The organism is Puniceibacterium sp. IMCC21224 (assembly GCF_001038505.1).
Taxonomy (GTDB): domain Bacteria; phylum Pseudomonadota; class Alphaproteobacteria; order Rhodobacterales; family Rhodobacteraceae; genus Puniceibacterium.
The window spans coordinates 731,794-758,261 of sequence record NZ_LDPY01000001.1 but is presented as its reverse complement, the minus strand read 5'-3'; the positions used below and the strand labels follow the sequence as shown (position 1 = coordinate 758,261).

General features: G+C 60.2%; 28 protein-coding genes. 13 read left to right on the top strand and 15 right to left on the bottom strand.

What is annotated here, in order from left to right:
• Positions 1 to 190: 190 nt before the first annotated feature.
• Positions 191 to 1,069 carry a polysaccharide deacetylase family protein gene (locus IMCC21224_RS03450; RefSeq protein ID WP_047994166.1) on the bottom strand — a complete coding sequence of 293 codons (879 nt, stop codon included), beginning with the start codon at positions 1,067 to 1,069 and terminating at the stop codon, positions 191 to 193.
• 142 nt (positions 1,070 to 1,211) lie between these two features.
• On the opposite strand from IMCC21224_RS03450, the gene IMCC21224_RS27650 reads away from it, so the two are divergent.
• A complete protein-coding gene (locus IMCC21224_RS27650) occupies positions 1,212 to 1,370 on the top strand; it encodes a hypothetical protein (protein ID WP_156178099.1) in 159 nt (52 codons plus the stop codon).
• A 62-nt stretch (positions 1,371 to 1,432) separates the two neighbouring features.
• Here IMCC21224_RS27650 and IMCC21224_RS27645 read toward each other — a convergent pair whose 3' ends face one another.
• Complete coding sequence (locus IMCC21224_RS27645) at positions 1,433 to 3,508, bottom strand: calcium-binding protein (protein WP_053078880.1); 2,076 nt, start codon at positions 3,506 to 3,508, stop codon at positions 1,433 to 1,435.
• A gap of 329 nt (positions 3,509 to 3,837) precedes the next feature.
• Here IMCC21224_RS27645 and IMCC21224_RS03440 point away from each other — a divergent pair, with 329 nt between their 5' ends.
• From IMCC21224_RS03440 to IMCC21224_RS03430, 4 genes are all read left to right on the top strand, one after another.
• The gene (locus IMCC21224_RS03440; RefSeq protein WP_047994165.1) at positions 3,838 to 4,647 is read left to right on the top strand and encodes a division plane positioning ATPase MipZ; all 810 of its coding nucleotides are present in this window, start codon (positions 3,838 to 3,840) and stop codon (positions 4,645 to 4,647) included.
• Positions 4,648 to 4,841: 194 nt separating this feature from the next.
• Positions 4,842 to 4,997 carry a hypothetical protein gene (locus tag IMCC21224_RS27640; RefSeq protein WP_156178097.1) on the top strand — a complete coding sequence of 52 codons (156 nt, stop codon included), beginning with the start codon at positions 4,842 to 4,844 and terminating at the stop codon, positions 4,995 to 4,997.
• A 268-nt stretch (positions 4,998 to 5,265) separates the two neighbouring features.
• Positions 5,266 to 5,973, top strand: a complete 708-nt coding sequence (locus IMCC21224_RS03435) for an HpcH/HpaI aldolase/citrate lyase family protein (RefSeq protein WP_369795987.1) — start codon at positions 5,266 to 5,268, stop codon at positions 5,971 to 5,973.
• 123 nt (positions 5,974 to 6,096) lie between these two features.
• Positions 6,097 to 6,429, top strand: coding sequence for a hypothetical protein (locus tag IMCC21224_RS03430; protein ID WP_231582007.1), 333 nt, complete (start codon positions 6,097 to 6,099; stop codon positions 6,427 to 6,429).
• Here IMCC21224_RS03430 and IMCC21224_RS03425 read toward each other — a convergent pair.
• Positions 6,417 to 6,884, bottom strand: coding sequence for a GNAT family N-acetyltransferase (locus IMCC21224_RS03425; protein ID WP_047994162.1), 468 nt, complete (start codon positions 6,882 to 6,884; stop codon positions 6,417 to 6,419). The genes IMCC21224_RS03430 and IMCC21224_RS03425 overlap by 13 nt on opposite strands.
• 190 nt (positions 6,885 to 7,074) lie before the next feature.
• Between IMCC21224_RS03425 and smc the strand changes: the two genes are divergently transcribed.
• The 3 genes from smc (at position 7,075) to IMCC21224_RS03410 (ending at position 13,437) form a co-directional block, all read left to right on the top strand.
• Positions 7,075 to 10,530 (top strand): chromosome segregation protein SMC, encoded by a 3,456-nt coding sequence (smc, locus tag IMCC21224_RS03420; protein ID WP_047994161.1) that lies wholly within the window; start codon positions 7,075 to 7,077, stop codon positions 10,528 to 10,530.
• Between the two features lie 134 nt (positions 10,531 to 10,664).
• The gene (locus IMCC21224_RS03415) at positions 10,665 to 12,263 is read left to right on the top strand and encodes a DUF1217 domain-containing protein (RefSeq protein ID WP_047996840.1); all 1,599 of its coding nucleotides are present in this window, start codon (positions 10,665 to 10,667) and stop codon (positions 12,261 to 12,263) included.
• Positions 12,264 to 13,071: 808 nt separating this feature from the next.
• Complete coding sequence (locus IMCC21224_RS03410) at positions 13,072 to 13,437, top strand: response regulator transcription factor (RefSeq protein ID WP_047994160.1); 366 nt, start codon at positions 13,072 to 13,074, stop codon at positions 13,435 to 13,437.
• Between the two features lie 5 nt (positions 13,438 to 13,442).
• Here the strand turns inward: IMCC21224_RS03410 and IMCC21224_RS03405 are convergent, their stop codons facing one another.
• From IMCC21224_RS03405 to def (IMCC21224_RS03375), 7 genes are all read right to left on the bottom strand, one after another.
• Positions 13,443 to 14,432, bottom strand: a complete 990-nt coding sequence (locus tag IMCC21224_RS03405) for a glutathione S-transferase family protein (protein ID WP_047994159.1) — start codon at positions 14,430 to 14,432, stop codon at positions 13,443 to 13,445.
• A 112-nt stretch (positions 14,433 to 14,544) separates the two neighbouring features.
• Positions 14,545 to 14,781 carry a GlsB/YeaQ/YmgE family stress response membrane protein gene (locus IMCC21224_RS03400; RefSeq protein WP_047994158.1) on the bottom strand — a complete coding sequence of 79 codons (237 nt, stop codon included), beginning with the start codon at positions 14,779 to 14,781 and terminating at the stop codon, positions 14,545 to 14,547.
• Between the two features lie 62 nt (positions 14,782 to 14,843).
• On the bottom strand, positions 14,844 to 15,083 hold the full coding sequence (locus tag IMCC21224_RS03395; protein WP_047994157.1) for a hypothetical protein: 240 nt from the start codon (positions 15,081 to 15,083) through the stop codon (positions 14,844 to 14,846).
• Between the two features lie 3 nt (positions 15,084 to 15,086).
• Positions 15,087 to 15,998 (bottom strand): methionyl-tRNA formyltransferase, encoded by a 912-nt coding sequence (gene fmt / locus IMCC21224_RS03390; protein ID WP_047994156.1) that lies wholly within the window; start codon positions 15,996 to 15,998, stop codon positions 15,087 to 15,089.
• Between the two features lie 49 nt (positions 15,999 to 16,047).
• Complete coding sequence (gene def / locus IMCC21224_RS03385; protein ID WP_047994155.1) at positions 16,048 to 16,542, bottom strand: peptide deformylase; 495 nt, start codon at positions 16,540 to 16,542, stop codon at positions 16,048 to 16,050.
• Positions 16,539 to 17,036 (bottom strand): peptide deformylase, encoded by a 498-nt coding sequence (gene def / locus IMCC21224_RS03380; protein ID WP_047994154.1) that lies wholly within the window; start codon positions 17,034 to 17,036, stop codon positions 16,539 to 16,541. Before def (IMCC21224_RS03380) ends, def (IMCC21224_RS03385) begins: the two co-directional genes overlap by 4 nt.
• A complete protein-coding gene (gene def / locus IMCC21224_RS03375) occupies positions 17,033 to 17,551 on the bottom strand; it encodes a peptide deformylase (RefSeq protein ID WP_197089159.1) in 519 nt (172 codons plus the stop codon). The genes def (IMCC21224_RS03380) and def (IMCC21224_RS03375) overlap by 4 nt, the downstream gene beginning before the upstream one ends.
• A 113-nt stretch (positions 17,552 to 17,664) precedes the next feature.
• On the opposite strand from def (IMCC21224_RS03375), the gene IMCC21224_RS03370 reads away from it, so the two are divergent.
• Positions 17,665 to 18,843: a MalY/PatB family protein gene (locus tag IMCC21224_RS03370; protein WP_047994152.1), complete on the top strand. Its 1,179-nt coding sequence runs from the start codon at positions 17,665 to 17,667 to the stop codon at positions 18,841 to 18,843.
• 27 nt (positions 18,844 to 18,870) lie between these two features.
• Here IMCC21224_RS03370 and IMCC21224_RS03365 read toward each other — a convergent pair whose 3' ends face one another.
• The 5 genes from IMCC21224_RS03365 to IMCC21224_RS03345 all read right to left on the bottom strand — a co-directional run bounded on the left by IMCC21224_RS03365 (position 18,871) and on the right by IMCC21224_RS03345 (position 22,481).
• Entirely contained in the window at positions 18,871 to 19,494 is a 624-nt protein-coding gene (locus tag IMCC21224_RS03365; RefSeq protein ID WP_047994151.1) for a trimeric intracellular cation channel family protein, read from the bottom strand.
• A 126-nt stretch (positions 19,495 to 19,620) separates the two neighbouring features.
• Positions 19,621 to 20,079: a ribonuclease HI gene (gene rnhA, locus IMCC21224_RS03360; protein WP_047994150.1), complete on the bottom strand. Its 459-nt coding sequence runs from the start codon at positions 20,077 to 20,079 to the stop codon at positions 19,621 to 19,623.
• Entirely contained in the window at positions 20,072 to 20,665 is a 594-nt protein-coding gene (locus tag IMCC21224_RS03355) for a class I SAM-dependent methyltransferase (RefSeq protein ID WP_047994149.1), read from the bottom strand. The genes rnhA and IMCC21224_RS03355 overlap by 8 nt, the downstream gene beginning before the upstream one ends.
• A gap of 52 nt (positions 20,666 to 20,717) precedes the next feature.
• Positions 20,718 to 21,668, bottom strand: a complete 951-nt coding sequence (gene ispH, locus IMCC21224_RS03350) for a 4-hydroxy-3-methylbut-2-enyl diphosphate reductase (protein ID WP_047994148.1) — start codon at positions 21,666 to 21,668, stop codon at positions 20,718 to 20,720.
• A 240-nt stretch (positions 21,669 to 21,908) separates the two neighbouring features.
• The gene (locus tag IMCC21224_RS03345; RefSeq protein ID WP_047994147.1) at positions 21,909 to 22,481 is read right to left on the bottom strand and encodes an NYN domain-containing protein; all 573 of its coding nucleotides are present in this window, start codon (positions 22,479 to 22,481) and stop codon (positions 21,909 to 21,911) included.
• A 143-nt stretch (positions 22,482 to 22,624) separates the two neighbouring features.
• Here IMCC21224_RS03345 and folK point away from each other — a divergent pair, with 143 nt between their 5' ends.
• The 4 genes from folK (at position 22,625) to IMCC21224_RS03325 (ending at position 26,460) form a co-directional block, all read left to right on the top strand.
• Positions 22,625 to 23,185: a 2-amino-4-hydroxy-6-hydroxymethyldihydropteridine diphosphokinase gene (folK, locus tag IMCC21224_RS03340; RefSeq protein WP_047994146.1), complete on the top strand. Its 561-nt coding sequence runs from the start codon at positions 22,625 to 22,627 to the stop codon at positions 23,183 to 23,185.
• Between the two features lie 74 nt (positions 23,186 to 23,259).
• A complete protein-coding gene (rpoZ, locus tag IMCC21224_RS03335) occupies positions 23,260 to 23,613 on the top strand; it encodes a DNA-directed RNA polymerase subunit omega (protein ID WP_047994145.1) in 354 nt (117 codons plus the stop codon).
• Between the two features lie 34 nt (positions 23,614 to 23,647).
• Positions 23,648 to 25,786, top strand: a complete 2,139-nt coding sequence (locus IMCC21224_RS03330; protein WP_047994144.1) for a bifunctional (p)ppGpp synthetase/guanosine-3',5'-bis(diphosphate) 3'-pyrophosphohydrolase — start codon at positions 23,648 to 23,650, stop codon at positions 25,784 to 25,786.
• Positions 25,787 to 25,806: 20 nt separating this feature from the next.
• On the top strand, positions 25,807 to 26,460 hold the full coding sequence (locus IMCC21224_RS03325) for a DUF2062 domain-containing protein (RefSeq protein ID WP_047994143.1): 654 nt from the start codon (positions 25,807 to 25,809) through the stop codon (positions 26,458 to 26,460).
• Positions 26,461 to 26,468 lie beyond the last annotated feature (8 nt).

Genomic DNA, 26,468 nt, shown 5'->3' with positions numbered 1-26,468 from the left:
TTTGATCATCCATGCTGGGCTCTGCGGCCCTCATCCACCGCTTTTTGGGGCAAAATCCCAGGATCGAGTCGCCGACTCGGGGCAGATTCTCGCGATTCAGGCCCCGGATTCGCCTCAGAAGCGCAAAATAAATCGTACCGGGGCTTTGATTCACCCGAATCTGCTCACAGATCGGTGTTGTTTCTTCTGATCATATCCCCAAGCCGTGAAAATGCTGGCTGATCGCCCCTGCTGTGGTGAACCAGACGCGCCCATTCGCGTTGGCCTGCATATCGCTCAGCGCCCTTGCCAGATGCTTCAGGCGATGCGGCTGCCCCATAATATAGGTGTGCAGCGCTATCCCCATGATCAGCGGGCGCTGTTCACTCTCTTTCAGGAGCACGTCAAAGGCATCAAGTATCATATCGGCAAACTCTGCTGCCTCACGCTTGCGCCCGACGATTTGAGGGATGTCGTTCAGTTCTTGGGGGTAGGGAACCGACAGGATCCGTCCGGAGCGTGTCCGCATCCAAACCGGCTGGTCGTCATGACACCAGTCCAGATGATATTCATATCCGGCCTCCTGCAACAAATCAGGCGTCACCCTGCTTTGCGAAATCCAGGGCCCCAACCAACCGCGCGGCGCCTGCCCTTCTTCACGGGTGATCCGTGCGGTGGCTTCGGCGATCAGACCAGCCTCGGCAACCTCATCCAGGCCGCCCTGACGTTCAGCATTGCTACGGCCATGTCCGGCGATCTCGTCACCGCGGGCGCGGAACGCTTCGACAACACCCGGCGCGGCGTCATACATATAAGAGTTGACCAGCGCGGTGCACGGCAGTCCGAGCCGGTCAAAAAGATCAAGCATGCGCCAAACGCCCACCCGATTCCCGTAATCACGCCAAGCATAGTTCAGCACGTCGGGCTGTGGCCCCCCATTGGCCAGCTCTGCCCCCAACCCATCACCAAAGCCAAAGCACTCTAGGTTCATCCCCAGATAGACGGCCAGCCGCGCCCCTCCCGGCCAGTCGAAATCCGGCCTCAGGGTGATCGGCTGAAAATCATAGCGGCCGTGGTCCGGCAGTTTCATCGCATTCCCCGTCTCGGTATATCCAGAATGCCAAGGTGAAAGGCCCTGCACGGTCTGTCCACAGGTTTTGGATGCATCGTCACCGCAGCGCGCCAATGTCTGCCTGACACAACACGGTTTCTAAGCGGCGAGGCGAAGAAGAATGCACAGTTTGAAACTACGGCGCATGCTCGGTGTGCTGGCCATCTTTACCGCGCAGGGTGGTCGATTTCACAAAACCGCACCTAAGGCCAAAACCCTCGCCCGTATCGGCGATGGACAGACCCCGCTCCATACGTCAATCGTCCAGATGCCATTCTGAAACGGAGGCTGCGCGCAAACCACCCGAAGCATGTCCCGTCTGCCGCGCGATAGCGGACCGACTCAGACGAATACGAAATCCTCAGCCGTCAGATCCGCTGCCGTAATCCCTTGCACTTCGATGGTGTGGCCCTCGTAGGTCATCAGGACGCCGCCCTGTATATCGGTGATGTTCAGCGCCGCAACCTTGCCAGCCAAACCGGTGCCCGGTGCATTTTCCACGCCAGTCATGCGGAAGCTATCCGCGCCATCTTCGAAATTGTTGATGACGTCCATCTCGCCATCGCTGAAGCTATTGAAGACAAAAACATCGTCGCCCCCGGCACCAGACATGGTGTCATTGCCAGCACCACCATTGATGGTGTCATTGCCGGTGCCGCCGTTCACATAATCATGCCGACCGCCCCCGGCGAGGAAGTCGTCCCCGCCACTGCCATCAATTGTGTCGTTGCCTTCACCGCCGCCGATACTGTCATTCCCCTCACCGCCGTCGATCCGATCGGATCCGGTGCCGCCACCCATGTCGTCGTTGCCGCTGCCGCCGTTCAGCACATCCGCACCAAAGCTGGCGCCCATGACATCATCCCCGGCACCGCCGCTCAGCGTATCGTCCCCGGCACCACCGTTGACGATGTCATCTCCATCGCCACCATCTGCAACGTCGTCGCCCTGCCCTGACCCAATCGTGTCGTTGCCAGCGCCGCCGTTGATACTGTCGTTTTCTGTGCCTCCACCGATCTGATCGTCGCCGTCACCGCCGTACACCGTGTCACGGCCAGATGAGGCCGCGATGGAATCGTTCCCCCCCAAGCCGTACAGCAGGTCATCACCCCCCATCCCGGCAATCGCATCGTCACCTTCGGTGCCGATCAGCGTGTCGTTATACTCTGTCGGCTCGGTGGTGCTGCCCGGCGGCACAAATTCCACCCCTTCGACATCAAAGATGTTGCCAACCAAGGTGTATGGAACATCGCTCACTTCCAGGCTGGTATCGCTCCACCCTACAAAGACCTGACCATTCGCCATTTCGGTGACAAACGGCTGCACCTGGATCCCGGTCGCGGTTGAATCGGTATACAGCGTCACCTCATCACCGATCAGCGCCATATCCGGGCCGACAACACGCGCCCGCACTTCGACTTCCTGATTAAAGCCATCCTCGGCCAGCGACAATTGCGCCCAGACGGCAACAAAACCGCCATTGCTAAGCGGGGCCAGATCCACTTCGACCTTGAAGGCGCCGGCAATCGGGGGGATGTCGCTGCTAAGCGCGACGTAGACCCCGGTCTCCGTCGACTCGGGCTGGATGAGATTGTCAAAGTTCGATGCATCGCGCACCCTCGCCCAGACCTGATAGATCCCGTCAGAGGTTTCTACCACACCAGCGGTCGCGTACCGGGTCCCGGTCAACTGGGTCATCGCAGTGTCAAACAGCGCCTCATAGATATTGTTGAATGTGCTCGTCGATGAGACATTCAAATAGGTGTAGCCGCCACTTTCAAAGAGCGACCCGTCGCTTGTCCACAACTTCTCGGCCACGATGTAGCGCACACTACCATCGTCAAGTACGACCAGCGACGACAACCGTTCGCCAAAATCGTTAGGCACGACAAATTCGGCGCCCAAAGGCGCACCGGACGCGTCAAAATACTGGCCAAAGGATTCTGCCCGACCGTCATTCCACACGGCGAGAAAACCGCCATCCGGTGTCGCCGCCACCTGCGGGATACGCTGATCCCCGTCGGTGATGCTCGCCAGCAGGAATTCATCTGTCACAGGCGAACCATCTGGCGCATAGATCCGAGCCTGGGCATCCGTCTGGGCAGCCCCAAAGGGCGTGTCCGTCCAGGCGACAACCACATTACCGTTGTTCAAGACCGTAACTTCAGGGTGTTGCTGAAAGAACGGCTCGGTCATGTTGATCTGAAAGGCATCCGTAACCGCTGTGCCCGTCGGCGAGAAGATGCGCCCGACAACTGTTGTCCCCTCTGCATCCGTACCGGGGGCAGGCAGCAGGGGATTGACGGTATTGGCCCATACCACAAATAGATTTCCATTCCCGAGCAGGGCGACTTCGCCTTGCGTACCCCCCAGTGCAATAGCCCCAAGGTCAAACGGTGTTCCGGCGGCAACAAGCATAAAAATCTCCTATTTCAAAAACCTTTGACAAGAACAAAAGACCCGCTTCCGGATCAGGTGCAACTGAGGCACCCCCGGTGTATCCGCGCACGATAATGACCAAATTTCGATCTGAAAAGTTATTTTGACGCAACTTTGCTCATTTTCTTGGCGGCTTCCGAATCCCATACCTCAAAGCAGGGAACTGTGCCTATGACGGATCTGCGGCAGGAGTGACACAACGCGCGGATCTGCGCGTTTCCCGGTCTTTTCACTGCCCTCGCCACCATATACTGTAGTGCCCAACGCACCACAGACGAACATGTGGGATTAGGATCAAGGAACCGGACGTGGCACATATCATCGTTGTCGGAAACGAAAAAGGCGGCGCGGGCAAATCGACCGTCTCGATGCATGTGGCAACTGCGCTCGCCCGAATGGGCCATCGGGTCGGCGCGCTGGACCTGGACCTGCGGCAACGCACCATGGGGCGCTACACCGACAACCGTCGCAGTTATCTTGCGTCCGAGGGGCTTGATCTGCCCGGGCCCAATTACATCGAGCTGCCCGACATCGAAACTGCCGACCTGCAGCCCGGCGAGAATGCCTTTGACCACCGGCTATCCGCCGCGGTTGCGCAGCTTGAAACATCGAGCGATTTTATCCTGATCGACTGCCCCGGCTCGCACACCCGGCTCAGCCAGGTCGCGCATTCCCTGGCCGACACGCTGATCACACCGCTCAACGACAGTTTTGTCGATTTTGATCTGCTGGCTCACGTGGACGCATCGGGGGACAAGATCAAAGGTCCGTCAGTCTACTCCGAGATGGTCTGGAATGCCCGCCAGCTGCGCGCGCAGGCTGGACTGCAACCGATCGACTGGATCGTGCTGCGCAACCGACTGGGGGCGCAAAACATGGTCAATAAAATGAAGATGGAAAAGGCGCTCGAGCGTCTGGCCAAACGGATCGGTTTTCGCATCGCGCCCGGATTTTCCGAACGTGTAGTGTTTCGCGAACTGTTCCCGCGCGGCTTGACCTTGCTCGATCTCAAGGACCTGGGCGTCAAGCAGCTCAACATTTCGAATGTTGCTGCGCGGCAGGAACTACGCGATCTGATCAAGTCGCTGAATCTGCCCGGCGTGACCGTTACATTCTGACATTATTTCATGGCAAGCCCCGGCAACTAGGGCTTGTCAGAGAAGCGACCGCGCCCCACCCTGAGTCTAGGGAAAGAGGACAGCGGTGATGCAACGACACACATTCTCAAGCGGATCAAACTTCATATCGCTTCGTTTTCGCCGACGCGCATGTCGCAGGCTTGTGCGGTGCTGAAATCCGATGAGGGGAGCCGATGACACCGCCCCAGATCCTGTCATTGGCAATCAGTGCGGTGATCTTTGCCGTTTGGGGCTGGCTGATGTTCCACACTCTTTTTGAATTGCGTCGCCGTGCCATCCGGCAGACTGGTCACAGCGTTCCCGGGCCGGGCGCTGCATTGCACCAGTGATCGCTTTGGCTGCGTTCGCCGCAGGACAGAGTGAAACGGCAACAACTCATAGTGGCGACACTTCTCCTTTTATCCTGGAGCTTCCTAAGCGCATTCTTCCTGCCATAAATATAAGTTTTGGGTTGCCAATAGCACAGTAGCATGAACTTTATACCGCGCGGATTCTTTACCCGACGCCACAGACAAGAACGAGGAAAACTCCATGGCTGCGCCAGAAAACACTTTCAAAACATCACTTTTATCAGGATACCGGAGCATCGGATGCTGGATGGGATTGTGCGATCCTTATGCCGCAGAGGTGGTCGCGCGGTCCGGCTTCGACTGGGTGCTGATTGACGGTGAGCACGCCCCAAACGACCTGCCTTCAGTCACACGGCAATTGCAAGTTGTGTCGCCATTTACCGCTCCCATCGTGCGACTGCCGATGTCAGAGCCCTGGCTGATCAAGCAGGTTCTGGACGCAGGCGCACAGACCCTGCTGATCCCAATGGTGAATTCTGCGGAAGACGCACGGGCGCTGGTCCGCGCCATGCGTTATCCGCCCGACGGCATCCGCGGCATGGGTCATGTGTTGGGGCGCGGGTCGAATTTCGGCCGCATCGCCGATTATTCCGCCAGCGCGAATGACCAGATGTGCCTTATCGTCCAGATCGAGACCCGCGCCGCCGTCGAGGCGCTAGACGAAATCATGGCCGTCGATGGCGTGGATGGCGTTTTTGTCGGCCCTGCCGATCTGGCCTGCGACATGGGCTATACCAATGACATGAACAACCCCGTCATGCTGGACGTTGTCGCCGACACCCTGCGCCGGATCACTGCTGCGGGGAAGCCTGCGGGCATCATCGACTTTCCCGATGCCGCCATCGATCAGCATTTCGCCAATGGCGCGCAATTTGTCGCCGTCGGCGCAGATGTGGTGATGCTTGGCCGCCTGCTGGCAGATCTCGCGTCCAAATGGACGCAACGTATCGCCTAGTAATCTTTGACTAAGTAACCGTTCGTTAATCAAGTCGCGCATAAATGCGGTATGCGCGGCCTGCTCTCTCTCTCTCTGCTCTTACTCGCGGCCTGCAACACGGCCGGTCCCGGATTTCGTGGCTTGCCCTCTCAGACGATGGTGGTCGAGGATAGCGCGTTTGTGCTTCGCATCAACGGACCACTGGTTGAAGCGACCCGCACCAACCCCGAATTCCTGCCCAAATTCCCCCAGGTCGCGCGCAAAGCAGGCCTAGCCGCGCATCGCGCAACCGGCTGCACACCGCGCTGGATCCGCGGTGATCCTGCGATGATGATCGTAGGCCTGTCGTGTGACGGCGCCAGGCCACCACCAAAACCGAAACGGCGGGTCAGTTTCTATTGTGACGTCTTGGACATTGACCTGGGCAGCCGTGCTGGCCTAGGTCGTGCCGGACTCGAGTGTTACAAAGGCTGAAGCGCCAGTATCTTTTCGAAAAATCGGCTTGCCGGGATCGCCTTGTAGCCCCCGAACGGTCCACATTCCTCGAACCCGCGTGCTTCATAAAGCCGCGCCGCAGCATCCAGCCCACGCCCAGTCTCCAATCGCAGCATAACCAGCCCCTCGTCCTTGGCCTCGGCTTCGAGATGCGCCAGAAGTTGCGCGCCGACCCCACGACCGCGGGCCTCGGGGTCCACAAACATCGACTTGACCTCGCCATAGCCATCACACCGGCGCAGCGCGGCGCAGCCCCACAGACGTCCGTCCTGTTCTGCAGCAAACAGTGTGATTTCCGGCGCGCAGAGCGCCTCAATCTCAAGAAAGTTGTTTTCCTCGGGCGCAAACAAGCTGCGCATCAGATCCTGGCTTTGCTGGAGCAATCGCCCAACACGCGTGTCGCGCGGTGACACCGGTGCAATTCTCAACATCATGGCCTTATCCCGTCCCACTGGCATACAAGAATATTTTGCCGGCCATCGGGGAAAAGGCAAGCCCCCCATACGTCGCAATATCTTGTGGATAAGGTATGCCCCTCAACCAAATACGGGCCAAATCCGTTGACTCGCCCCCCTGCAAACCCGCACACTGATCGGCAAACCAGAATCAACAGGCCCAGAATACGTGCGTTTTTCTAAACTCCGACTGACCGGCTTCAAAAGCTTTGTGGATCCGACCGACCTGATCATCGCGGACGGGTTGACTGGCGTTGTTGGGCCCAATGGCTGCGGCAAATCCAACCTGCTTGAAGCGCTGCGCTGGGTTATGGGCGAAAATCGCCCCACTGCGATGCGCGGCGGTGGGATGGAGGATGTGATCTTTGCCGGCGCCGCGTCGCGCCCTGCCCGCAACTTTGCCGAAGTCTGCCTGACCATCGACAATTCCGAGCGGCTAGCACCTTCCGGGTTCAACGATAGTGACCAACTCGACATTGTGCGCCGCATCACCCGCGACGTCGGCTCGGCCTACAAGACCAACAGCAAAGAGGTGCGCGCCCGCGATGTGCAGATGCTCTTTGCAGATGCCTCGACCGGGGCACATTCGCCCGCTTTGGTCCGTCAGGGCCAGATTTCCGAGCTGATCAACGCCAAACCCAAAAGCCGCCGCCGCATCCTCGAAGAGGCCGCCGGCATCTCGGGCTTGTATCAGCGACGTCACGAAGCAGAGCTGAAACTCAACAATACCGAGTCAAATCTGCTGCGTGTCGATGATGTGGTCGAACAGCTTGCCGCGCAGTTGGCGACCCTTGCGCGACAGGCGCGCCAGGCCGCGCGCTATCGCGCCATTGGAACCGAATTGCGGCAGGCCGAGGGGATGCTGCTCTATCGTCGCTGGCGCGATGCCGAAGAGGGCCGGCTGCGTGCCGAAGCTGTCCTGCGCGAGGCCACGACTCAGGCCGCACGCGCCGAATCCACAGCGCGCGAAGCGACCCGTCTCCATGAAGCCAGCGACGCTGCTCTCCCGCCCCTGCGCGAGGAAGAAGCAATCGCCGCCGCTGTGCTGCAACGCCTCAGCGTTCAGCGCGACACGCTCGCCGATCAGGAAAAGCATGCCGCGGACACGATTGCCACACTGGAACGCCGCATTGCCCAGATGGCCGCCGATATGGAACGCGAGACCGGACTCAACCGCGACGCTGGCGAAACGATCGAGCGTCTCGAAGCGGAGGCCGACGAACTGGCCAAAGCGTCCGAAGGCCATGAGGACCGGCTCTTAGATGCCAGCGAAGCCGCGCGCGACGCCGCCGGAGTGCTTCAGGCCCGCGAGGGCGACCTGAGTCAACTAACCGAGGATGTAGCCCGTTTGGCCGCGCGCCATCAGTCCGCACACCGGTTCCTGTCAGACAACCAAAAGATGCTTGAACGATCAGAGGGTGAGGCAGCCCGCGCCCGCGCAGCCGTGGCCGCCGCACAGACCACGGTCGAACAATCCAGCGCCGCGATGGCCGGGGCACAGTCCACGGTTCAAAGCGCCCAGACCATGGCTGACCGTACCGAAAAACTGCTGGCCGATTCCGAAACTGCCCGCGCTGAGACCCAGTCCCGCGAGGCCGATGCCCGCGCTGAACGGTCCGAGGCCGAAGGCGAGGCCAATGCGTTGCGTGCCGAAGTTTCGGCGCTGGCCCGCCTGCTCGATCGCGACACTGCCGAAGGCGGGCAGATCCTTGATCGGCTTCAGGTCGAACAGGGCTTTGAAAAAGCTCTGGGCGCGGCGCTGTCAGACGATCTACGTGCGCCTCAGGTTGATGGTGATGGCCCTTCGGGCTGGACGGTATTGGCCGCCTATGACGAAACCCAACCCCTGCCTGCGGGCATTACCGCGCTCAGCCAGCACGTTTCGGTTCCCGAGGTTCTGACCCGCCGGATGTCCCAGATCGGTCTGGTCGAGGCCGATGACGGCCTGCGCCTGCAACCGCGGCTAAAACCTGGACAACGGCTGGTCAGCGTCGAAGGGGACCTGTGGCGTTGGGACGGGTTTCGCGCCTGGGCAGAAGATGCGCCTTCAGCCGCCGCGCTACGTCTGGAACAGCTCAATCGTCTGGAACAGCTAAAACAGGAAATGACCCGCGCAACCGCCCGAATGGACGGTGCCCGCGACGCCCACAATACGCTGACCGCCCGCCTTGCCGACCTCACCCGCGCCGACAAGGTCGCCCGCGAGGCGCGCCGCGAGGCGGATGCCGCGCTGACCCAGGCCACCCGCGCCGCCGGTCGGGCCGAAGCCGAGCGAAACATGGCGCTAGGCAAAGTCGAAAGCCTGGGCCTCGCGGTGTCGCGACACGAGGATGATGCCACACAGGCCCGCAACCAAGTGATTGAGGCGAAACGGGCAGTGGCCGATCTGGGCGATCTCGACACTGCCCGCGGGCAGGTCGAGGACATCAAGATGACTGTCGAGGCGGCGCGTATGATCATGATGACGCGTCGGTCGGCGCATGACGAGTTGCGCCGCGAAGGCGATGCCCGCACGGCGCGCACCCAGCAGGTGACCAAGGATCTTGGCGGCTGGCGTCACCGCCTGGACACCGCCCGGTCCCGCAGCACCGAACTCAGCGACCGTCTCGCCAACACCGAGGCCGAGTTGGCCACCGCCCGCGCCGTACCGACCGAATTGGCAGCACAACGTGAAAACCTGAGTGCGTCGATGGCCACCGCAGAAGCGCGCCGCGCAGCCGCGATTGAGGCGCTCAACGCCGCCGAAGGCACCCTGCGCACCACCATTGCAGCCGAACGGGATGCCGAACGGGCGGCATCGGACGCCCGCGAAGCGCGCGCCGCCGCTGACGCCCGCGCACAGGCCGCCCGCGACACCGTTGCCCACGCGGTCGACCGCATCCGCGAGGATCAGGAAACGACGCCGCAAGCGTTGCTGACCCAACTTGACACCGATGTCGAAGCCATGCCCGGCTCTGATTCCATCGACGCGCAAGTTGCCATGCTCAAACGCCAGCGCGATGCCCTTGGTGCCGTAAACCTACGCGCCGAAGAGGATGCCAAAGAGGTGCAGGACGAGCACGACACCTTGATCGCGGAAAAGGCCGATCTCGAAGAGGCAATCAGGACCCTGCGCGCAGGAATTTCCAGCCTCAACCGCGAGGGCCGCGAGCGCCTTTTGACCGCGTTTGAGCAGGTGAACAGCAACTTCCGGCTGCTCTTTACCCACCTCTTTAATGGTGGTGAGGCCAATCTGGTGATGGTTGAATCCGACGATCCCCTGGAGGCAGGACTCGAAATCCTCTGCCAGCCGCCGGGCAAAAAGCTGTCGACCCTTTCGCTCCTGTCGGGTGGCGAACAAACCCTGACGGCGATGGCACTGATCTTTGCGGTGTTCCTGGCCAACCCGGCGCCAATCTGTGTGCTGGACGAAGTGGACGCGCCACTGGACGACGCCAACGTGACGCGGTTCTGCGACCTGCTGGACGAAATGTGCCGCCGTACCGACACCCGGTTCCTGATCATCACTCACCACGCTGTCACGATGAGCCGCATGGACCGGCTGTTTGGCGTGACAATGCAGGAACAGGGCGTCAGTCAGTTGGTCTCGGTAGACCTGAAACGCGCGGAAACACTGGTCGCGTAAAGCTCTGGCCGACCGACGACACGCAAGAGTTTGTTAAGACCGCATGCCTATCCTCAGCGATGGCCGTGCCAAGATCCACCAGACTGGAACTTAGCACCGCCATCGCTGAGTCGTCTTCTGGCATCGGAGCCATCATGACCTACACCCCCATCGTGTCCGGAACCGGGCTCACAGGTTGGGCATTTCTGGAACGCACACGCGCGCAGCAACAGGCGGCCTTTGCGAAATCGCCGCAGATCACGCGCGACAAGGAAAAGTTTGCCGAACAGATCCAGTCAATCCAGACATCCGAGCAGCTTATGGACAATCGCGATCTTTTGCGGGTCTCTCTTGGTGCCTTTGGACTCGACGACGACATCAACAACCGCGCCTTTATCAAACAGGTGCTGGATTCCGATCTTTCGGACAGTACATCGCTTGCCAACCGGCTGGCTGACAAACGGTATCTCGCCCTGGCTCAGACATTTAACTTTGCCGGGACCAGCGGGCCAAAGGTCGATACGCCGGACGAGACATCTGTGATTTCCGACAAGCTCGCCGCGCTGACAACCGCCGATGACTTGTTGTCCGATCCCAGTCTGCTGCGGGCCACACTGCGCACTTTCGGGCTCGAATCGGACCGCAACAACACCTTTTTCCTGCAAAAGGTTCTGACGTCGGATCTTAACGATGCTACATCGTTTGCAAACAAGCTCTCCGACAAACGCTATGTCGAACTGGCGCAGGCCTTTGATTTTCAGTCCAAAGACCAGAGAAATGGCAGCCTCTACGGCTTTGCCGCTCTGTTCGCCGACAAACTGCCCGACTTGCAGTCTGCACAGGATCTGCTGGACTCGCCCGACCTGCTTCAGAGCGCGTTAGAAATCTTTGGGCTGGATCGGGACTACGCGCGAACAGACAAGCCCGGATTTCTGCTGAGCGTCCTCGAATCGGATACTTACGACACCAGTTCCTTTGCCGCACAGCTTGACGACAGACGCTACCTCGCATTGTCCAAGGCATTTGCCTTTGGCGATACTGAAACTGACATCGAGGACAGCCCCACGGCCAAGCTGATTGCCAAACTTGATGCCCGCACTACGCCGATTGAGACGCCCGACGACCTCTTTGACGATGTCAGCCTGACCCTTGCCACCATGTCCTTCTTCGACCTGCCGCAAGGTGCAGGAAAGCTCGATTTCGCGCGGCGTATTGTCGATTCTGACCCGAACAGTCCGACGTCATTAATCAATGTTTTCCCTGATCGGCGCTATAGTGCCTTCGCCCAAGCGTTTCCATTTCGTGACGAGGTGACCACCCGCACATACCCGGACGGCTTTGCCGAACAAATCACCAGCAACTACATCGACCGTCAGTTTGAAATCGGGATCGGCGAATCCGACACGAATATGCGGATCGCCCTATCGCTGGAACGCGATCTGAACGACTTGGTGTCGCGTGGCGGTTCCACTGATTCTCAGTGGTTTTCGGTCATGGCGACAACATCCCTTCGAACGGTTTTTGAAACCGCCTTGCGCCTGCCAGAGAGCTTTGGGGCCATCGACCTTGATCAGCAGCTCAAGGTGTTCAAGGAACGTGCAGATCAGTTTTTCGGCACTACCAACGTGTCGGACTTCACCGACCTAGACAAGCTCGACAAGTTACGCCGCAGTTTTCTGGGGGCCAGCAGTCAGGATGCGATTGGCGGCACGTCGTCCAATGCCGCGATTGTGCTTGCTCTGCTCTCGGGCTGACACATCACCGACGGGCCGTACTCAGAGGCGGCTCAGCAGTGTGACTGCGAGTCAAAGATCCGCGAGCAACCTCAGTTTCTGTTGAGTTTTCGCGGCGCGGCTTATCTGTCTGCGGCAAGGGTGCCCCGCGTCCGTTGCAGCTCTGTCATCTGCGCCTAGTCCCACTGCAGATCAGAGCGGCCCGCCAAATTGATGTGTGCAGCCTTCAGCCGTGCGGCGAAACGGTCAGACGGCAACTCAAAGAAACAGCTCTGGTACCACTCGGCGTACCCTAGAAAACTCGGTTCCGCGTGCGGGCCGGTCCATTGTGGCGCCGGAATCGACCCGAGCATGTCCTCACTGGGCAAGAGGCCGAAGCTCAGGCGCCCGTCATTTTCTCATGGCTTGCGATGTCTCCAACCCCGTCTCGTACCGGTTCAGACCGTCGGTTTACACGGCCTCCCTCAATCATCGCGCGACCCGACCTCGGGATGCAATCCGCACGATTGAGCGATTTGCGAGAAGCCTCTGACAAATCTCGAAATCGCACACTGCAATCGGTATCGCCAAAGACTATACCAAATAGTGCGAGCGATACGCTTGGACATATTTTCTACCAATATTCCAATATCCTATTCAGCACCACTCTGCCAGTTCCGTGGAGCGCGCCTCAAATTTCGCTGCCGGACAATCAAGGAATTAGGCGAAACTCCGCGACTGTCAAATGATCGTTACATATCCTTATCTCGGTTTCGGAATTCGGGTATAGATGGCTAAGGGACTATTTAATTTGAATACTCGCCGCGACAATTCCAGCAGAGGTGGTGGAGTGAACGTCTTGATCGTCGAAAGCCGCGCTGATTTGGGGGCGCTCTGGCAGCGCCACCTGGAACGCCAGGGTCAAACTGTGACTTTGGTGACAGATCAAGACGGCGCCATTGGCCAGCTGCAGAACCAACGCTTTGATATCATCGTCATGGATCTCGTGCTGAAAGAAGGCAGCGCGTTTTCTGTTGCGGATTATGCCAGCTATCGCCACCCCGATACGCGGGTCATCTTTGTCACCAATACATCGTTTTTTTCTGATGGATCAATTTTTCAGGTCTGCCCAAACGCGTGTGCGTTTGTGCCCAGCGCCACGCCGCCAGCGGATCTGGCGGCAATGGTCGAACATTACGCAGCTGCGCCGACCTAATTCGGTCAGGCGGCCCTGAGCCGGTCACGCCCGTGTGGCGCTGCCAGGTCCAGATCTGGCCCGATAGGGATAATCCGGTTCGGATTTATCGTGTCGTGGCTATAGTGATAGTGCCGCACGATATGGTTGAAATGCACTGTCTCGGCAATGCCCGGCCATTGATACGCCTCTTTTGTATAGGCCCAGATGTTCGGGAAATCGACCAACCGCGCCCGGTTGCATTTGAAATGCCCGTGATACACCTTGTCGAACCGGATCAGCGTGGTGAAGAGGCGCCAGTCAGCTTCGGTCACCTGGTCACCCATCAGATAACGACTTTGTTTCAGCCGCGCTTCGAGCCAGTCCATGGTATCGAATAGTGGATCGACTGCCGCATCATAGGCGTCTTGTGTGGTGGCAAAGCCAGCCTTGTAAACACCGTTATTCAGCGAGTCATAGATACGTTCATTCACCGGTTCGATTGCATCATGCAGCGCCACTGGCCAGTAATCGTCATGGTTACCTGTGATCCCATCAAAGGCGCTGTTGAACATGCGAATGATCTCGGCGCTCTCGTTCGAGACGATCATCTCAGTCTCTTTGTCCCAGAGGATCGGCACCGTCACACGGCCCGACATTTGCGGATCTGCCTTGAGGTAAATGTCGCGTGCAAATGGCAGACCATAGAGACTGTCGCCCGTCGCGCCGTCGAAATCCGTTGCAAAGGTCCAGCCATCGCCCAGCATGTCGGGATGCACCACCGAGATACCGATATGATCCTCCAGCCCTTTGAGGGCACGGAAGATCAACGCGCGGTGCGCCCAGGGGCAGGCGTAGCTGACGTAGAGATGGTACCGCCCGCTTTCGGCGGCAAAGCCACCCTTACCTGACGGGCCGGGCGCGCCATCTGCGGTGATCCAGTTGCGAAACCGGGCCGCTGAACGTTCGAACGCCCCGCCTGATTTCTTGGTGTCGTACCATTTGTCTTGCCAGACGCCGTCTACCAGCAGTCCCATTACACATCTCCTCTTGCTACCCATGTAACGTAGAGCTGTGCAGCCGGATCGCAAATCCCCCGTTGAGCGCAGCAATCTCTGCAATATCGCACAACTCAATTTGCTAAGCCGCCTAGCGGCGGAAGACCGCCCGCCAGATCCAGATCAGCGCAAGTGCCCCCAGCACCGCCCCCACCAGACCGGCAGCCATCCCGGTCAGAACCAATATAAACCGCAGGATCAGCGTCCCGATCAGCGCACCGCCCATTCCGATCAGTATGGTTTCAAATATCCCCGCCTCGATCCGCATCAGCCGCGTGGCCAGAAACCCCGCCGCCGCGCCGATGATCACAAGCCCTAGTATCGGCATCGTTCACTCCTTCTGTCACGTCCGTTGGCAAGCTCGGAACTGGTCCCTTGGCCCTGTGACCCTCACCGCCTGCGCCAATGCGTCGGCACGATCGCCAGCGCCCCGACCGAAGCCGCGACCGCATTCAAGCCCGGCGACCGAAAGCCGATGCCAAACATCAGCTGCACGAAATAGGCCAGAAAGGCACCGCCAACGCAGATGATGATGCTTTGTAACACGCCATTCCGGGTGAACCGCGTTCGTTCAGAGACGTAGCCGACGATGCCCGCGATCACCACCGTACCGATCATCACTGGAAACATGCCCTACCCTCCGATAATGCCGCCAGCCGTAAGCGGCAAACCACGCAAGAATTCAGTGGTATCCTGCGCGCCACGCCCGGCGCGTTGCGCCCGCGTGATCCGCACCGCACCCTCGCCGCACGCTACGGCAAATCCGTCATCCACCAACTGCCCCGGCGTTCCCGACCCATGCATCGGTTCCGATCCCAGCAATTTGACACGCTCTCCCGCGATCATAGTCCAGGCACCAGGAAAGGGCGCAAGCCCCCGGATCTGCCGGTCAACCTGCACGGCAGAGCGAGTCCAGTCCACCTTTGCCTCGGCCTTGTCGATCTTTGCGGCGTAGGTCATGCCGCTTTCAGGTTGGACCTGCGGTTCAAGCACGTCAAGCTGATCCAGCGCATCGACAATCAACCGCGCGCCCATCACGCTTAGCCGATCATGCAATGTGCCGGTGGTTTCGGCGACGGCAATCGCCACCGATTGACTCAGCAGCACTGGCCCGGTGTCCAGCCCCGCCTCCATCTGCATGATGCAAACCCCGGTTTCTTCATCCCCAGCCATAATGGCGCGGTGAATCGGTGCTGCCCCACGCCAGCGCGGCAACAGCGACGCGTGGATATTCAGGCAGCCCCGCTCCGGCGCGGCCAGAACCGCCTGCGGCAGGATCAGACCATATGCCACCACAACAGCGATTTCGGCATCCAAGGCAGCAAATTCGGCCTGCGCCTCGGCGACGCGCAGGCTGACCGGATGGCGCACGTCCAACCCCAAATCCAGCGCCCGCTCATGCACCGGGGTCCGACGCAACCCCTTGCCGCGCCCGGCGGCGCGTGGCGGTTGGCAATACACTGCCGCTACCTCGTGTCCCGCCGCGACCAGCGCGTCGAGCACCGGCACCGAAAACTCGGGCGTTCCCATGAAAATCAGCCGCATGCCCTACCTCTCTTGAAATCCGCCGCGTGGGGCCATTGCGCCCGCAGGATCAGCCCGATTTGCGCGCCCGCCGGATGAGCATGTCCCGCTTGATCTTGCTCAGATGATCGAAGTACATCCGCCCGTTCAGATGGTCGATCTGGTGCTGAACGCTTGTTGCCCAAAGTCCGACAAAGTCACGTTCTTCGACTTCGCCATCCGCATTCAGAAACCGAACAGTCACGGCGCGGGGGCGTTCGATCCGGGCCCAGACACCGGGGAGATTCGGGCTGCCCTCATCATGACCGCGCAATTCGACGCTCGCGTGCAACACTTCCGGGTTGGCCATGCGCACGGACTGACCGCGCGCCTCAGAGGCGTCAACAACCGCCAGGCGGAGCATCTCTCCGAGCTGCGGCGCCGCCAGCCCGACGCCCGGCATCGCATCCATTGTGTCGATCATGTCAGTCCATAGCGCACGCACGGCATCGGTGATGACATCCACCGGCATCGCCACCTGACGCAAGCGCCGATCCGGCCAGGGGATGCAGCGCCGTGCCGTCATACGCGCGCCTCGTATTGCGCGATCAACGCCGCGCGGGCCTGCGCCCCGAGCCGGTCAAATGTGACCAGCCCGTCAAGATGATCCAGTTCGTGCTGCGCACAGATCGCCTCGGACCCTGTCATGTCGCGCCGCTGGCGAACCCCATCAACATCTGTAAACGCCAGCGTTATTTCCGTCGGTCGCGTCACACAGGCGGTGACACCGAGGATCGAAAGACATCCTTCGTCGCCTTCGGCCACCGTCTCGGACGCTGTGATGATTTCGGGATTGATGCAAACCAGCGGAGTCTTCTCTCCGGTTTTCCAGCCTGTATCCATCACAAACACCCGGACCAACGCGCCAACCTGCGGCGCCGCCAGCCCGCGACCGGGGGCGGCATACATTGTCTCAAACATATCGTGCACCAAATCGGCCACATCAGCGGCGTGGACCACCGGCACGCAGACCGTGCTAAGTCGCGCGTCTGGCCAGGCCAGAATTGGCAGCACGCTCATGCGCGCGCCTGGTCGCGCTTGAGCTTGACCATCTTGCGGGTGATCAGCTGGCGTCGCAGCGGCTTGAGATAGTCGATGAACAGCTTGCCTTCGAGATGGTCGATCTCGTGCTGCACGCATGTTGCCCAGAGGCCGGAAAAATCCTCTTCCTGCGGGGTGCCGTCGCGGTCAATCCAGCCGACACGCACGTCGGCAGGGCGTTCGACATCGGCATAATGGTCCGGGATCGACAGGCATCCCTCTTCGTAGACATTGCGATCATCCGAGGAGGACAGCACCACGGGATTGAACATCACCAGCGGGCGCGGTGCTTCGGTGTCCGATTTGACGCAATCCAGCACGATCAGCCGACTCATCACACCGACCTGCGGCGCGGCCAGACCGATGCCGGGGGCGTCATACATTGTCTCAAGCATGTCGTCGGCCAGGTTACGCAGCCCGTCCGACAGATCGTCGACAGGCTCTGCCACTTTCTTGAGGCGCGGATCGGGGTGCAGGAGAATATGCCGTTTCATGCCTTCCATCTAGGACAAGCCGCCCCTGCGCGCAATATCCCGCCCCGCCGCATCTTGCACCTGCGCGCACAGCCGTTAACGTCCCGGAAAACGTGCAGCTGAGGTAAATACTGATGACCAGCCCATTCGACCTAGATATCGACCGCCGTGGCTCTGGCAGTTCCAAATGGGACTTGATGGAGCCGCTGTTCGATGTCTCTCCCTCAGATGGCCTGGCCATGTGGACCGCGGATTCCGACTATCCCACAGCGCCCTGTGTTCTGGATGCGCTGCGCGCCGCGCTTGACCATCAGATTTTTGGCTACCACTCGGACAACGCGAAATACACCAGTGCAATCCAGTGGTGGATGCAGACCCGCCACAACTGGAGCATCGACACCGACTGGATCGTGACGACCCAGGGGCTGGGCAACGCCATCGCGCTATGCCTCGATGTCTGGAGCGATCCGGGTGACTCCGTCGTGATCTTTTCGCCGGTTTATCACGAATTCGCACACAAGGTGGCGCGGGCCGGACGCGAACTGGTCGAATGCCCGCTGGCGCGTGACGGCTATCGTTACATGCTGGACCTCGACGATGCGCAAAGCCGCCTGAGCGGGCGCGAAAAGATCTTGATCTGGTGTTCGCCGCAGAATCCCTCGGGCCGGGTCTGGACCCCCGACGAACTGCGCGCCGTCGCCGATTTTGCCGCACGCAACGATCTGCTGCTGATCTCGGACGAAATTCACCATGACCTGGTTTTTCCCGGCAACAGCTTTGTGCCGATGGATATCGCCGCCCCGGATGCGCGCCCGCGTCTGGTGACGCTGACTGCCGCCTCCAAAACGTTCAACATCGCCGGCCAACGCACTGGCAACATGATCATCGCTGACCCGGATCTGCGCGCTGCGATGCAAAAACGTCAAACCACGCTGGACTACAAGCCAGGGATGCTGGCAATTCAAATGATCACCGCGGCCTATTCCCCGGCTGGTGCCGCCTGGGTCGATCAGCAGATCGCGCATCTGGACGGAAACCGTCAAAGCTTTGACGCGCTCGTGAATGCGATCCCCGGCGTGCGATCCCTGCCGCTTCAGGCAACATATCTCGCGTGGGTGGATTTCTCAGGCACCGGGATGAGCTATGACGACTTTGCCGCCCGTGTCCGGGACGACGCCCGCATCGCGGTCAGTCCCGGCCCAAGCTTTGGCGCCGGTGGCGAGACGTTCGTGCGCGTGAACCTTGCCACATCGCGCGCCCGCGTGATCGAAGCAGGCAAACGTCTGCAAGCGGCCTTTGCCGACCTGCAATAGTCGACAACCTGCGCGATGCGACCCGCCTCAGATCCGGGGCGGGCGCGACTTGTAGACCGGCAAACTCCAACCAAAGATCATCGACCCTGCCCGCAGCACAAAGACCACCGCAGCGCAGGCCATTGCCGCCACGCTGGCGTCGGCGCCCCATGCATGCGCAATGACCGTCGCGACAGATCCCGCAAACGCGCAGGTGACATACAGCTCGCCTTGCTTCAGCACCAGCGGCACCTCGTTCGACACCACATCGCGCATCAACCCGCCCATGCAACCCGTCACCATGCCCATCACCACCACCACCGGTGCCGCCTGCGCCATCGTCTGCGCAACACCGGACCCTGCCGCAACTGCGACGGCCAAAGCGCAGGCATCCAGCCACAGCAGCACCCTGTAGCGGCTCTCGAATCGATGCGCGGTCAAGAACACCAACACCCCGGCACCGCAGGCGACGCCCAGATATCCCGGCTGCCCGATCCAGAACACTGGATCGCGGTCCAGCAACACATCCCGCACCGTGCCACCCCCCACTGCCGTCAGACAGGCGAAAAAGCAGAACCCCACGATGTCGAGCTGCGCCCGACTGGCCACCAACGCGCCGGTTAGCGCAAAGACCAGAACCGAGGCATAATCGAGCAGGGTGAATAGGCTCATTGACCAGAATCCTCGCGCGTCGTCGTTATGTGTCGGCCTTGGGTTAAGTTGAACGCAGCGGATTTCAGGTTTCGTTTCGCCATCGGGTCAGTTCGGCTCTCAGAGATCCGGGCAGCCCCTTTACCGTCAGCCGCCCGGCTTGAACGGCGCCATGCCCGCACGCGCCAATGCATCGGCGCGCTCGTTTTCGGGATGGCCGGCATGGCCTTTGACCCATTTCCAGGTCACGTTATGCCGCGCCTGCGCCTCGTCCAGTCGTTGCCACAATTCCACATTCTTGACCGGCTTGCGGTTCGCCGTTTTCCAGCCGTTGCGCTTCCAACCGTGGATCCAGCTGGTCACGCCGTTCTTGACATAGGCGCTGTCGGTCACAATCGTGATTGTCGTCGGGCGCGCCAGCGCTTCGAGCGCGTGAATCGCCCCCAGCAGCTCCATTCGGTTGTTGGTGGTACCGGCCTCACCGCCCTTAAGCTCGCGTTCCTTGACCACGGCTCCGCCCTCGATGGCTTGCAACAACGCGCCCCAGCCACCGGGGCCGGGATTGCCAGAACAGGCACCGTCAGTATAGGCAATCAACTCAGTCATGGGCTGTGACGCATATCCAGTCGGACATAGCGCCGTCAAGCCCCCTGCCCGCGCCGAATTGCCTGCGGTGTACCCGCAGCCCGACATCGCGCAACAGACCGGTCAACTCGTCGTCCGTGACATAGGTATAGCGCCGCCCCACCTTATCGCGCGCCTCACCGGTGCCCAGTTTCATCCCGACATGTAGCTTGCCGCCGGGTTTTAGCGCCTTGGCGATCGCTGCCAGATAGCGGGGCAGGTCGCCGCGCAAGGCATGCAACAGGCTGAAGTTGGCCCAGATCCCGTCGTAGACCGCCTCGGCCACCAGATCGTCAAAGGTGCCCTGCCATACCGTCACTCCAGGGACTTGCGCCGCCAGCGTCACCATCTCAGCAGAGGCATCCATGGCGTCGACGCGCAGACCCGCCGCCGCCATGTGCCCCGCCGCCCGACCGGGTCCGCATCCAAGGTCAAGCACCCGCGCGCAGTTTGGCAACGCCGCAATAAAGGCTTTCAGGGTCGCGTCCGGTCCATCGCGCGTCATGATGCGCGTGTATTCGTCGGCCCGCGCATCGTAGACTGCAATCGTGGCGAGGTCGACGCTCATTCCACTGCCCCGACACTCTGGCATGACGACAGAATCGCCCCGCAGGGGCCGGTCATGCAGGGACTCGCAGGATGCGCGGCACCTTGAATTCGACATTCTCCTGCGCCGTCTCGACCAGTTCGACTGTCACCGCGTATCGGGCACGAAACGCATCGACCACCTCGTTGATCAGCACCTCGGGGGCGCTGGCGCCGGCGGTGATGCCGATGGACCGGATGCCATCGAGCGCCCGCCAGTCAATATCCGCCGCCCGCAACACCAGTTGCGCATAGGCACAGCCGGCCCGGCGTCCGACCTCGACCAACCGTTGCGAATTTGAAGAGTTTGGCGCACCAACCACCAACATGGCGTCACATGCGGGCGCCATCGCCTTGACCGCCTCCTGGCGGTTGGTAGTGGCGTAACAGATGTCTTCCTTGTGCGGGCCAACGATCGCCGGGAACCGCGCCTGAAGGGCAGCAACGATATCCGCCGTGTCATCGACAGACAGCGTGGTCTGGGTGACAAACGCCAGTTGCAGCGGATCGCGTACAGTCAGGGTAGCGACATCAGCCACCGTCTCGACCAGCAGCACATCACCAGGCGGCAACTGTCCCATGGTGCCAATGGTTTCGGGGTGGCCCGCATGGCCAATCATCACCATCTGAAGACCGTTTTCAGCGTGGCGCGCTGCTTCGATATGCACCTTGCTGACCAGCGGGCACGTTGCATCGACATAGATCATCTCGCGACGGGACGCCTCGGCCGGGACTGCCTTGGGAACACCGTGGGCGGAAAAGATCACCGGCCGGTCCGGCGGACATTCGTCCAGCTCTTCGACAAACACGGCACCACGGTCGCGCAAACCATCGACCACATAGCGGTTGTGCACGATTTCGTGGCGGACATAGACTGGCGCGCCCCATTTTTGCAACGCCAACTCAACGATCTTGATCGCACGGTCCACGCCGGCGCAAAACCCACGCGGCGCGGCCATGTAAAGGGTCAGCGGTGGCTTGGTCATGGCGGCACTCCTTTGCCATCTGACCTAATATCGGTGCAGGCAGAGGTCCAGTGTCAAGATTACGTGCAAAGGTCGAAAGCTCTCGACGTGATATTGCGTTGCGCTATTGCGGCATCACACAACCTCAACGGGCTCAATTCGGATGAGCAATTGTTACCGCCAGAATGACGGACATGATTGCTACAAAATGATCGCGCCGAACCGACCGCATCCCCACGAGACCGGTCCGGCGCGTGACAATCAGCTGCTGCTGGCCACTTCAAAGCTGCGCTCAGGCACAGCCTCACGCGGGGGACGGCCAATCACGTTCCGCAGTTCGTCCAGTTCGATAAAGTTATCGGCCTGGCGACGCAGTTCATCCGCTATCATTGGCGGTTGGCTGCGAATCGTCGACACGACCGACACCCGAACGCCCTGACGCTGCAGGCTTTCGACCAGAGGGCGGAAATCGCCGTCACCCGAGAACAACACGATATGATCGACACGCGGTGCCAGTTCCATCGCATCGACCGCAAGTTCGATATCCATGTTGCCCTTGACCTTGCGTCGGCCCTGACTGTCGGTGTATTCCTTGGCCGGCTTTGTAACCATCGTGAAGCCGTTATAGTGCAACCAGTCCACCAATGGCCGAATCGGAGAATATTCGTCGTTCTCCAGCAAAGCCGTGTAGTAGAAAGCGCGCAGCATCTTGCCGCGGCGCACAAACTCCTGTCGGAGAAGCTTGTAATCGATGTCAAACCCAAGTGCCTTTGCGGCCGCATACAGGTTGGAACCATCTATGAACAGCGCGAGCCGTTCGTCCTTGTAAAACATCAAATGTCCTTTCGATAATCGCTGTCTGCCACCCTAGTCCGTGAGTGATATCGGGGACAGTCATGCCAGCTTGGCACAAATAATCTTATATTCAGAGGGTTCAACCCGCAGTTTATCCGTCAGAGGATACCCACATATACGAAATGGAACAAGATATCTTGATCGCGCTGGGGTCCAACCTTGGCTCAGACGCAGGTAACCCTGCGGAAACATTGGCCGCTGCCGTTCATGCCTGCGCCACGGAAGGATTCAAAGTCCGTCGAATTAGCCGTTTTTATTCAACGCCTTGCTTCCCTTCGGGGGCCGGGCCGGACTATGTTAATGCCGCTATGGTTGTGCAATCGACCCTGCAACCAAAAGAGGTATTGGCGTCATTGCACAAAATAGAAGCAACCTTTGGGCGCGAGCGGAAAGAACGTTGGGGCAAGCGGGTGCTTGATCTCGATCTACTGGGAATCGGCGGGCTTGTGCTGCCCGACACGGCGGAACAGGCGGCATGGCGCGCACTTGACCCGAATGAACAGGTGCTACGCGCGCCGCAGACCCTGATTTTGCCACACCCCCGGATCCAGGATCGTGCATTCGTGCTTGTGCCATTGGCCGATGTTGCGGCAGAATGGATGCATCCGACGCTGGGACGCACCGTTGCCCAGCTCTGCGCCGCGCTTCCTGCTGCGGCGCGCGGCGACGTTGTGTCGCTCTAGGGGATTCCGCTCTTGTACTTGGTTTGTGCGCGCGATACGTGTTGACTTTCTGACGACGACCCGAGGAGTGGCAGATGGCCCGCGTTACGGTAGAAGATTGCGTTGACAAGGTTCCGAACCGGTTCGAGCTTGTGATGCTCGCCGCGCATCGTGCGCGTGAAGTGGCCGCTGGTGCCGCCATCACGGTGGACCGCGACAATGACAAAAACCCCGTCGTGGCTTTGCGCGAAATCGCTGACGAGACCCAATCAGCCGACGAACTGCGCGAACGTCTGATCGAATCGAACCAGACCCAGATCGAAGTCGACGAGCCCGAAGATGACGCCATGGCGCTTTTGATGGGATCCGAGCCCGACAAACCCGCCGAGGACGATATGTCCGAGGAAAAGCTCCTCCGCGCTCTGATGGAGGCGCAGGGACAGGGCTGACACCCTGTCCGGCGGACTTAGGCTAGGACACGCCATGATCTCTGCTGAAGATCTTGTCGCTCTCGTCCGCAACTACAATCCTAAAACCAATGCCAAACTGATCCATGCAGCCTATGATTATGGCTGCAAGATGCACGAGGGCCAGCTGCGGCATTCGGGTGAGCCTTATTTCACCCATCCCGTAGCGGTCGCCGCGATTCTGACAGAACAGCAACTGGACGATGCCACCATCGTGACCGCGCTGCTGCACGACACCATCGAAGACACCAAATCCACCTACTCCGAAGTGTCGCGCCTGTTTGGCGACGAGGTGGCCGTTCTGGTTGATGGCGTGACCAAGCTGACAAACCTGCAACTGTCCAGTTCCGAGACCAAGCAGGCCGAGAATTTCCGCAAGCTGTTCATGGCCATGTCCCGCGACCTGCGGGTGATTCTGGTCAAGCTGGCCGACCGTCTGCACAACATGCGCACGATCAAGGCGATGCGCCAGGACAAGCAGATCCAAAAAGCGCGCGAGACGATGGACATCTTTGCCCCGCTTGCCGGCCGGATGGGCATGCAGTGGATGCGCGAAGAGCTTGAGGATCTGGCCTTTCGCGTCCTCAATCCCGAAGGTCGCGCCAGCATCATCCGCCGCTTCATCACGCTGCAAAAGGAAGCCGGCGATGTGATCCACCGGATCACGTCGGACATGCGCGGCGAGTTGGACAAGGCAGGGATCGAGGCCGAAGTTTTTGGCCGCGCCAAGAAACCATATTCGATCTGGCGCAAAATGCAGGAAAAAGAGATGGGGTTTTCCCGCCTCTCCGATATCTACGGCTTTCGCGTCATCACCCGGTCGGAAATGGATTGCTACCTGGCGCTTGGCGCGATCCATCAGCGCTGGCGCGCTGTGCCGGGCCGGTTCAAGGATTACGTGTCACAGCCCAAATCCAACGGCTACCGATCAATCCACACAACGGTTTCAGGCCGCGACGGCAAGCGGGTCGAAGTGCAGATCCGCACCCGGCAGATGCATGATGTCGCCGAAACCGGTGTAGCCGCGCATTGGTCGTACCGCGACGGTGTCCGCTCGGTGAACCCGTTTGCAGTCGATCCCGCAAAATGGATCGCCTCGCTGACCGAGCAGTTCGACGGCGAGGAAGACCACGACGCCTTTCTTGAGGCCGTCAAACTGGAAATGTATACCGATCAGGTGTTCTGTTTCACCCCCAAAGGCGATGTGGTGAAGCTGCCGCGCGGCGGCACGCCCCTGGATTTTGCCTATGCCATCCACACCCGAATCGGGTCGGGCTGTGTGGGCGCAAAGGTGGACGGGCTGCGCGTACCGCTGTGGACCCGGCTCAAGAACGGCCAGTCTGTCGACATCATTGTGGCCGAAGGTCAAACCCCGCAAGCGACCTGGCTTGACATCGCGACGACCGGCAAAGCAAAATCCGCAATCCGCCGCGCCCTGCGCGAAGCAAATCGCGAACGCTATATCAAGCTGGGGCATGAGCTGGCGCGCTCTGCGTTTGAGAATGTTGGCAAGAAAGCCAGTGACAAAGCCTTGGAACGGGCCGCTCGAACCATGCGGCTAGAGGATGCCGACGAATTGCTCGCCCGGCTGGGCAGTGCCGAACTTACCACCCGCGAAGTTGTTCAGGCGGTGTACCCCGACCTTGCGCCGCGAGATACCAACGAAGTTGAACCCAAGCGCGCCGTTGTCGGCCTGTCACACGGCCAGGGGTTCACCCGCGCTCTATGCTGTCAGCCTCTGCCGGGCGAACGAATCGTCGGCATCACCCAGCGCGGGCGCGGCGTCATCGTCCATGCCATCGACTGCGCCGCGCTTGTCGATTTCGAAGATCAGCCGACCCGCTGGCTCGACCTGAACTGGGCCGAAGGGTCGCACCCCGCTGGCTATACGGTGACTCTGGAACTGACGATGGGCAACGACGCTGGTGTGCTGGGACGAATTTGCACATTGATCGGTGAGCAGAAGGCCAATATTTCAGACATGCAATTCGCTGATCGCAAACCGGACTTTTACCGTGTCGTGCTTGATGTGGATATGCGCGATGCCGGACATCTGCATTCGCTGACGTCCGCGCTTGAAGCGGAGCGGGATGTGGCGAGTGTAATCCGCCGCCGCGATCCGACACTGGCGGCAGTGCCGACAGCGGCGGAATAGAGCGGGAAGGACAGGAACAGGTGGTGTTCAAGCGCCGGGACAGACGGCCGATCTGGCAGGTCGCGCTGCATGCGCTGTGGCCGCGTGGCGGTTGGGCGCGCGCAGCGCAATATGTCCAGCATCGCCTGCGCCGCCTGCCCGATCCGCCGGAAAAGATCGCGCGCGGCATATTTGCCGGGGTCTTCACGACTTTCACCCCCTTTTACGGGTTGCACTTTATTGTTGCCGCGACGCTGGCCTGGATCATGCGTGGCAATGTCCTTGCGTCGCTACTGGGGACATTCTTTGGCAACCCGCTGACCTATGTTCCAATTGGGGTGATCGCGATGCAGACCGGGAACTGGCTGCTGGGCCAGCACCGCGACCCGACTTTGCACGTCTCACTCGGGCGGAAATTCGTCCAGGCCGGGCACGACCTTGGCGCCAATTTCTGCGCGCTGTTCACTCATGGCGATACCGACTGGACCGCCCTGCGGGTGTTCTATCACGAGGTGTTCTTTCCCTACCTGATCGGCGGTATCATTCCAGGCCTCGTCGCGGCTCTGATCGCGTATTACCTGTCCGTGCCAGTGATCCGCGTTTATCAGAAACGGCGCAAGGGTACGCTCAAGGCGAAACTGGCCGCGTTGAAGAAAAAGAAAAAACAGGCTGACGGCGGACCGCCTGCGGATTAAGTTGCCGA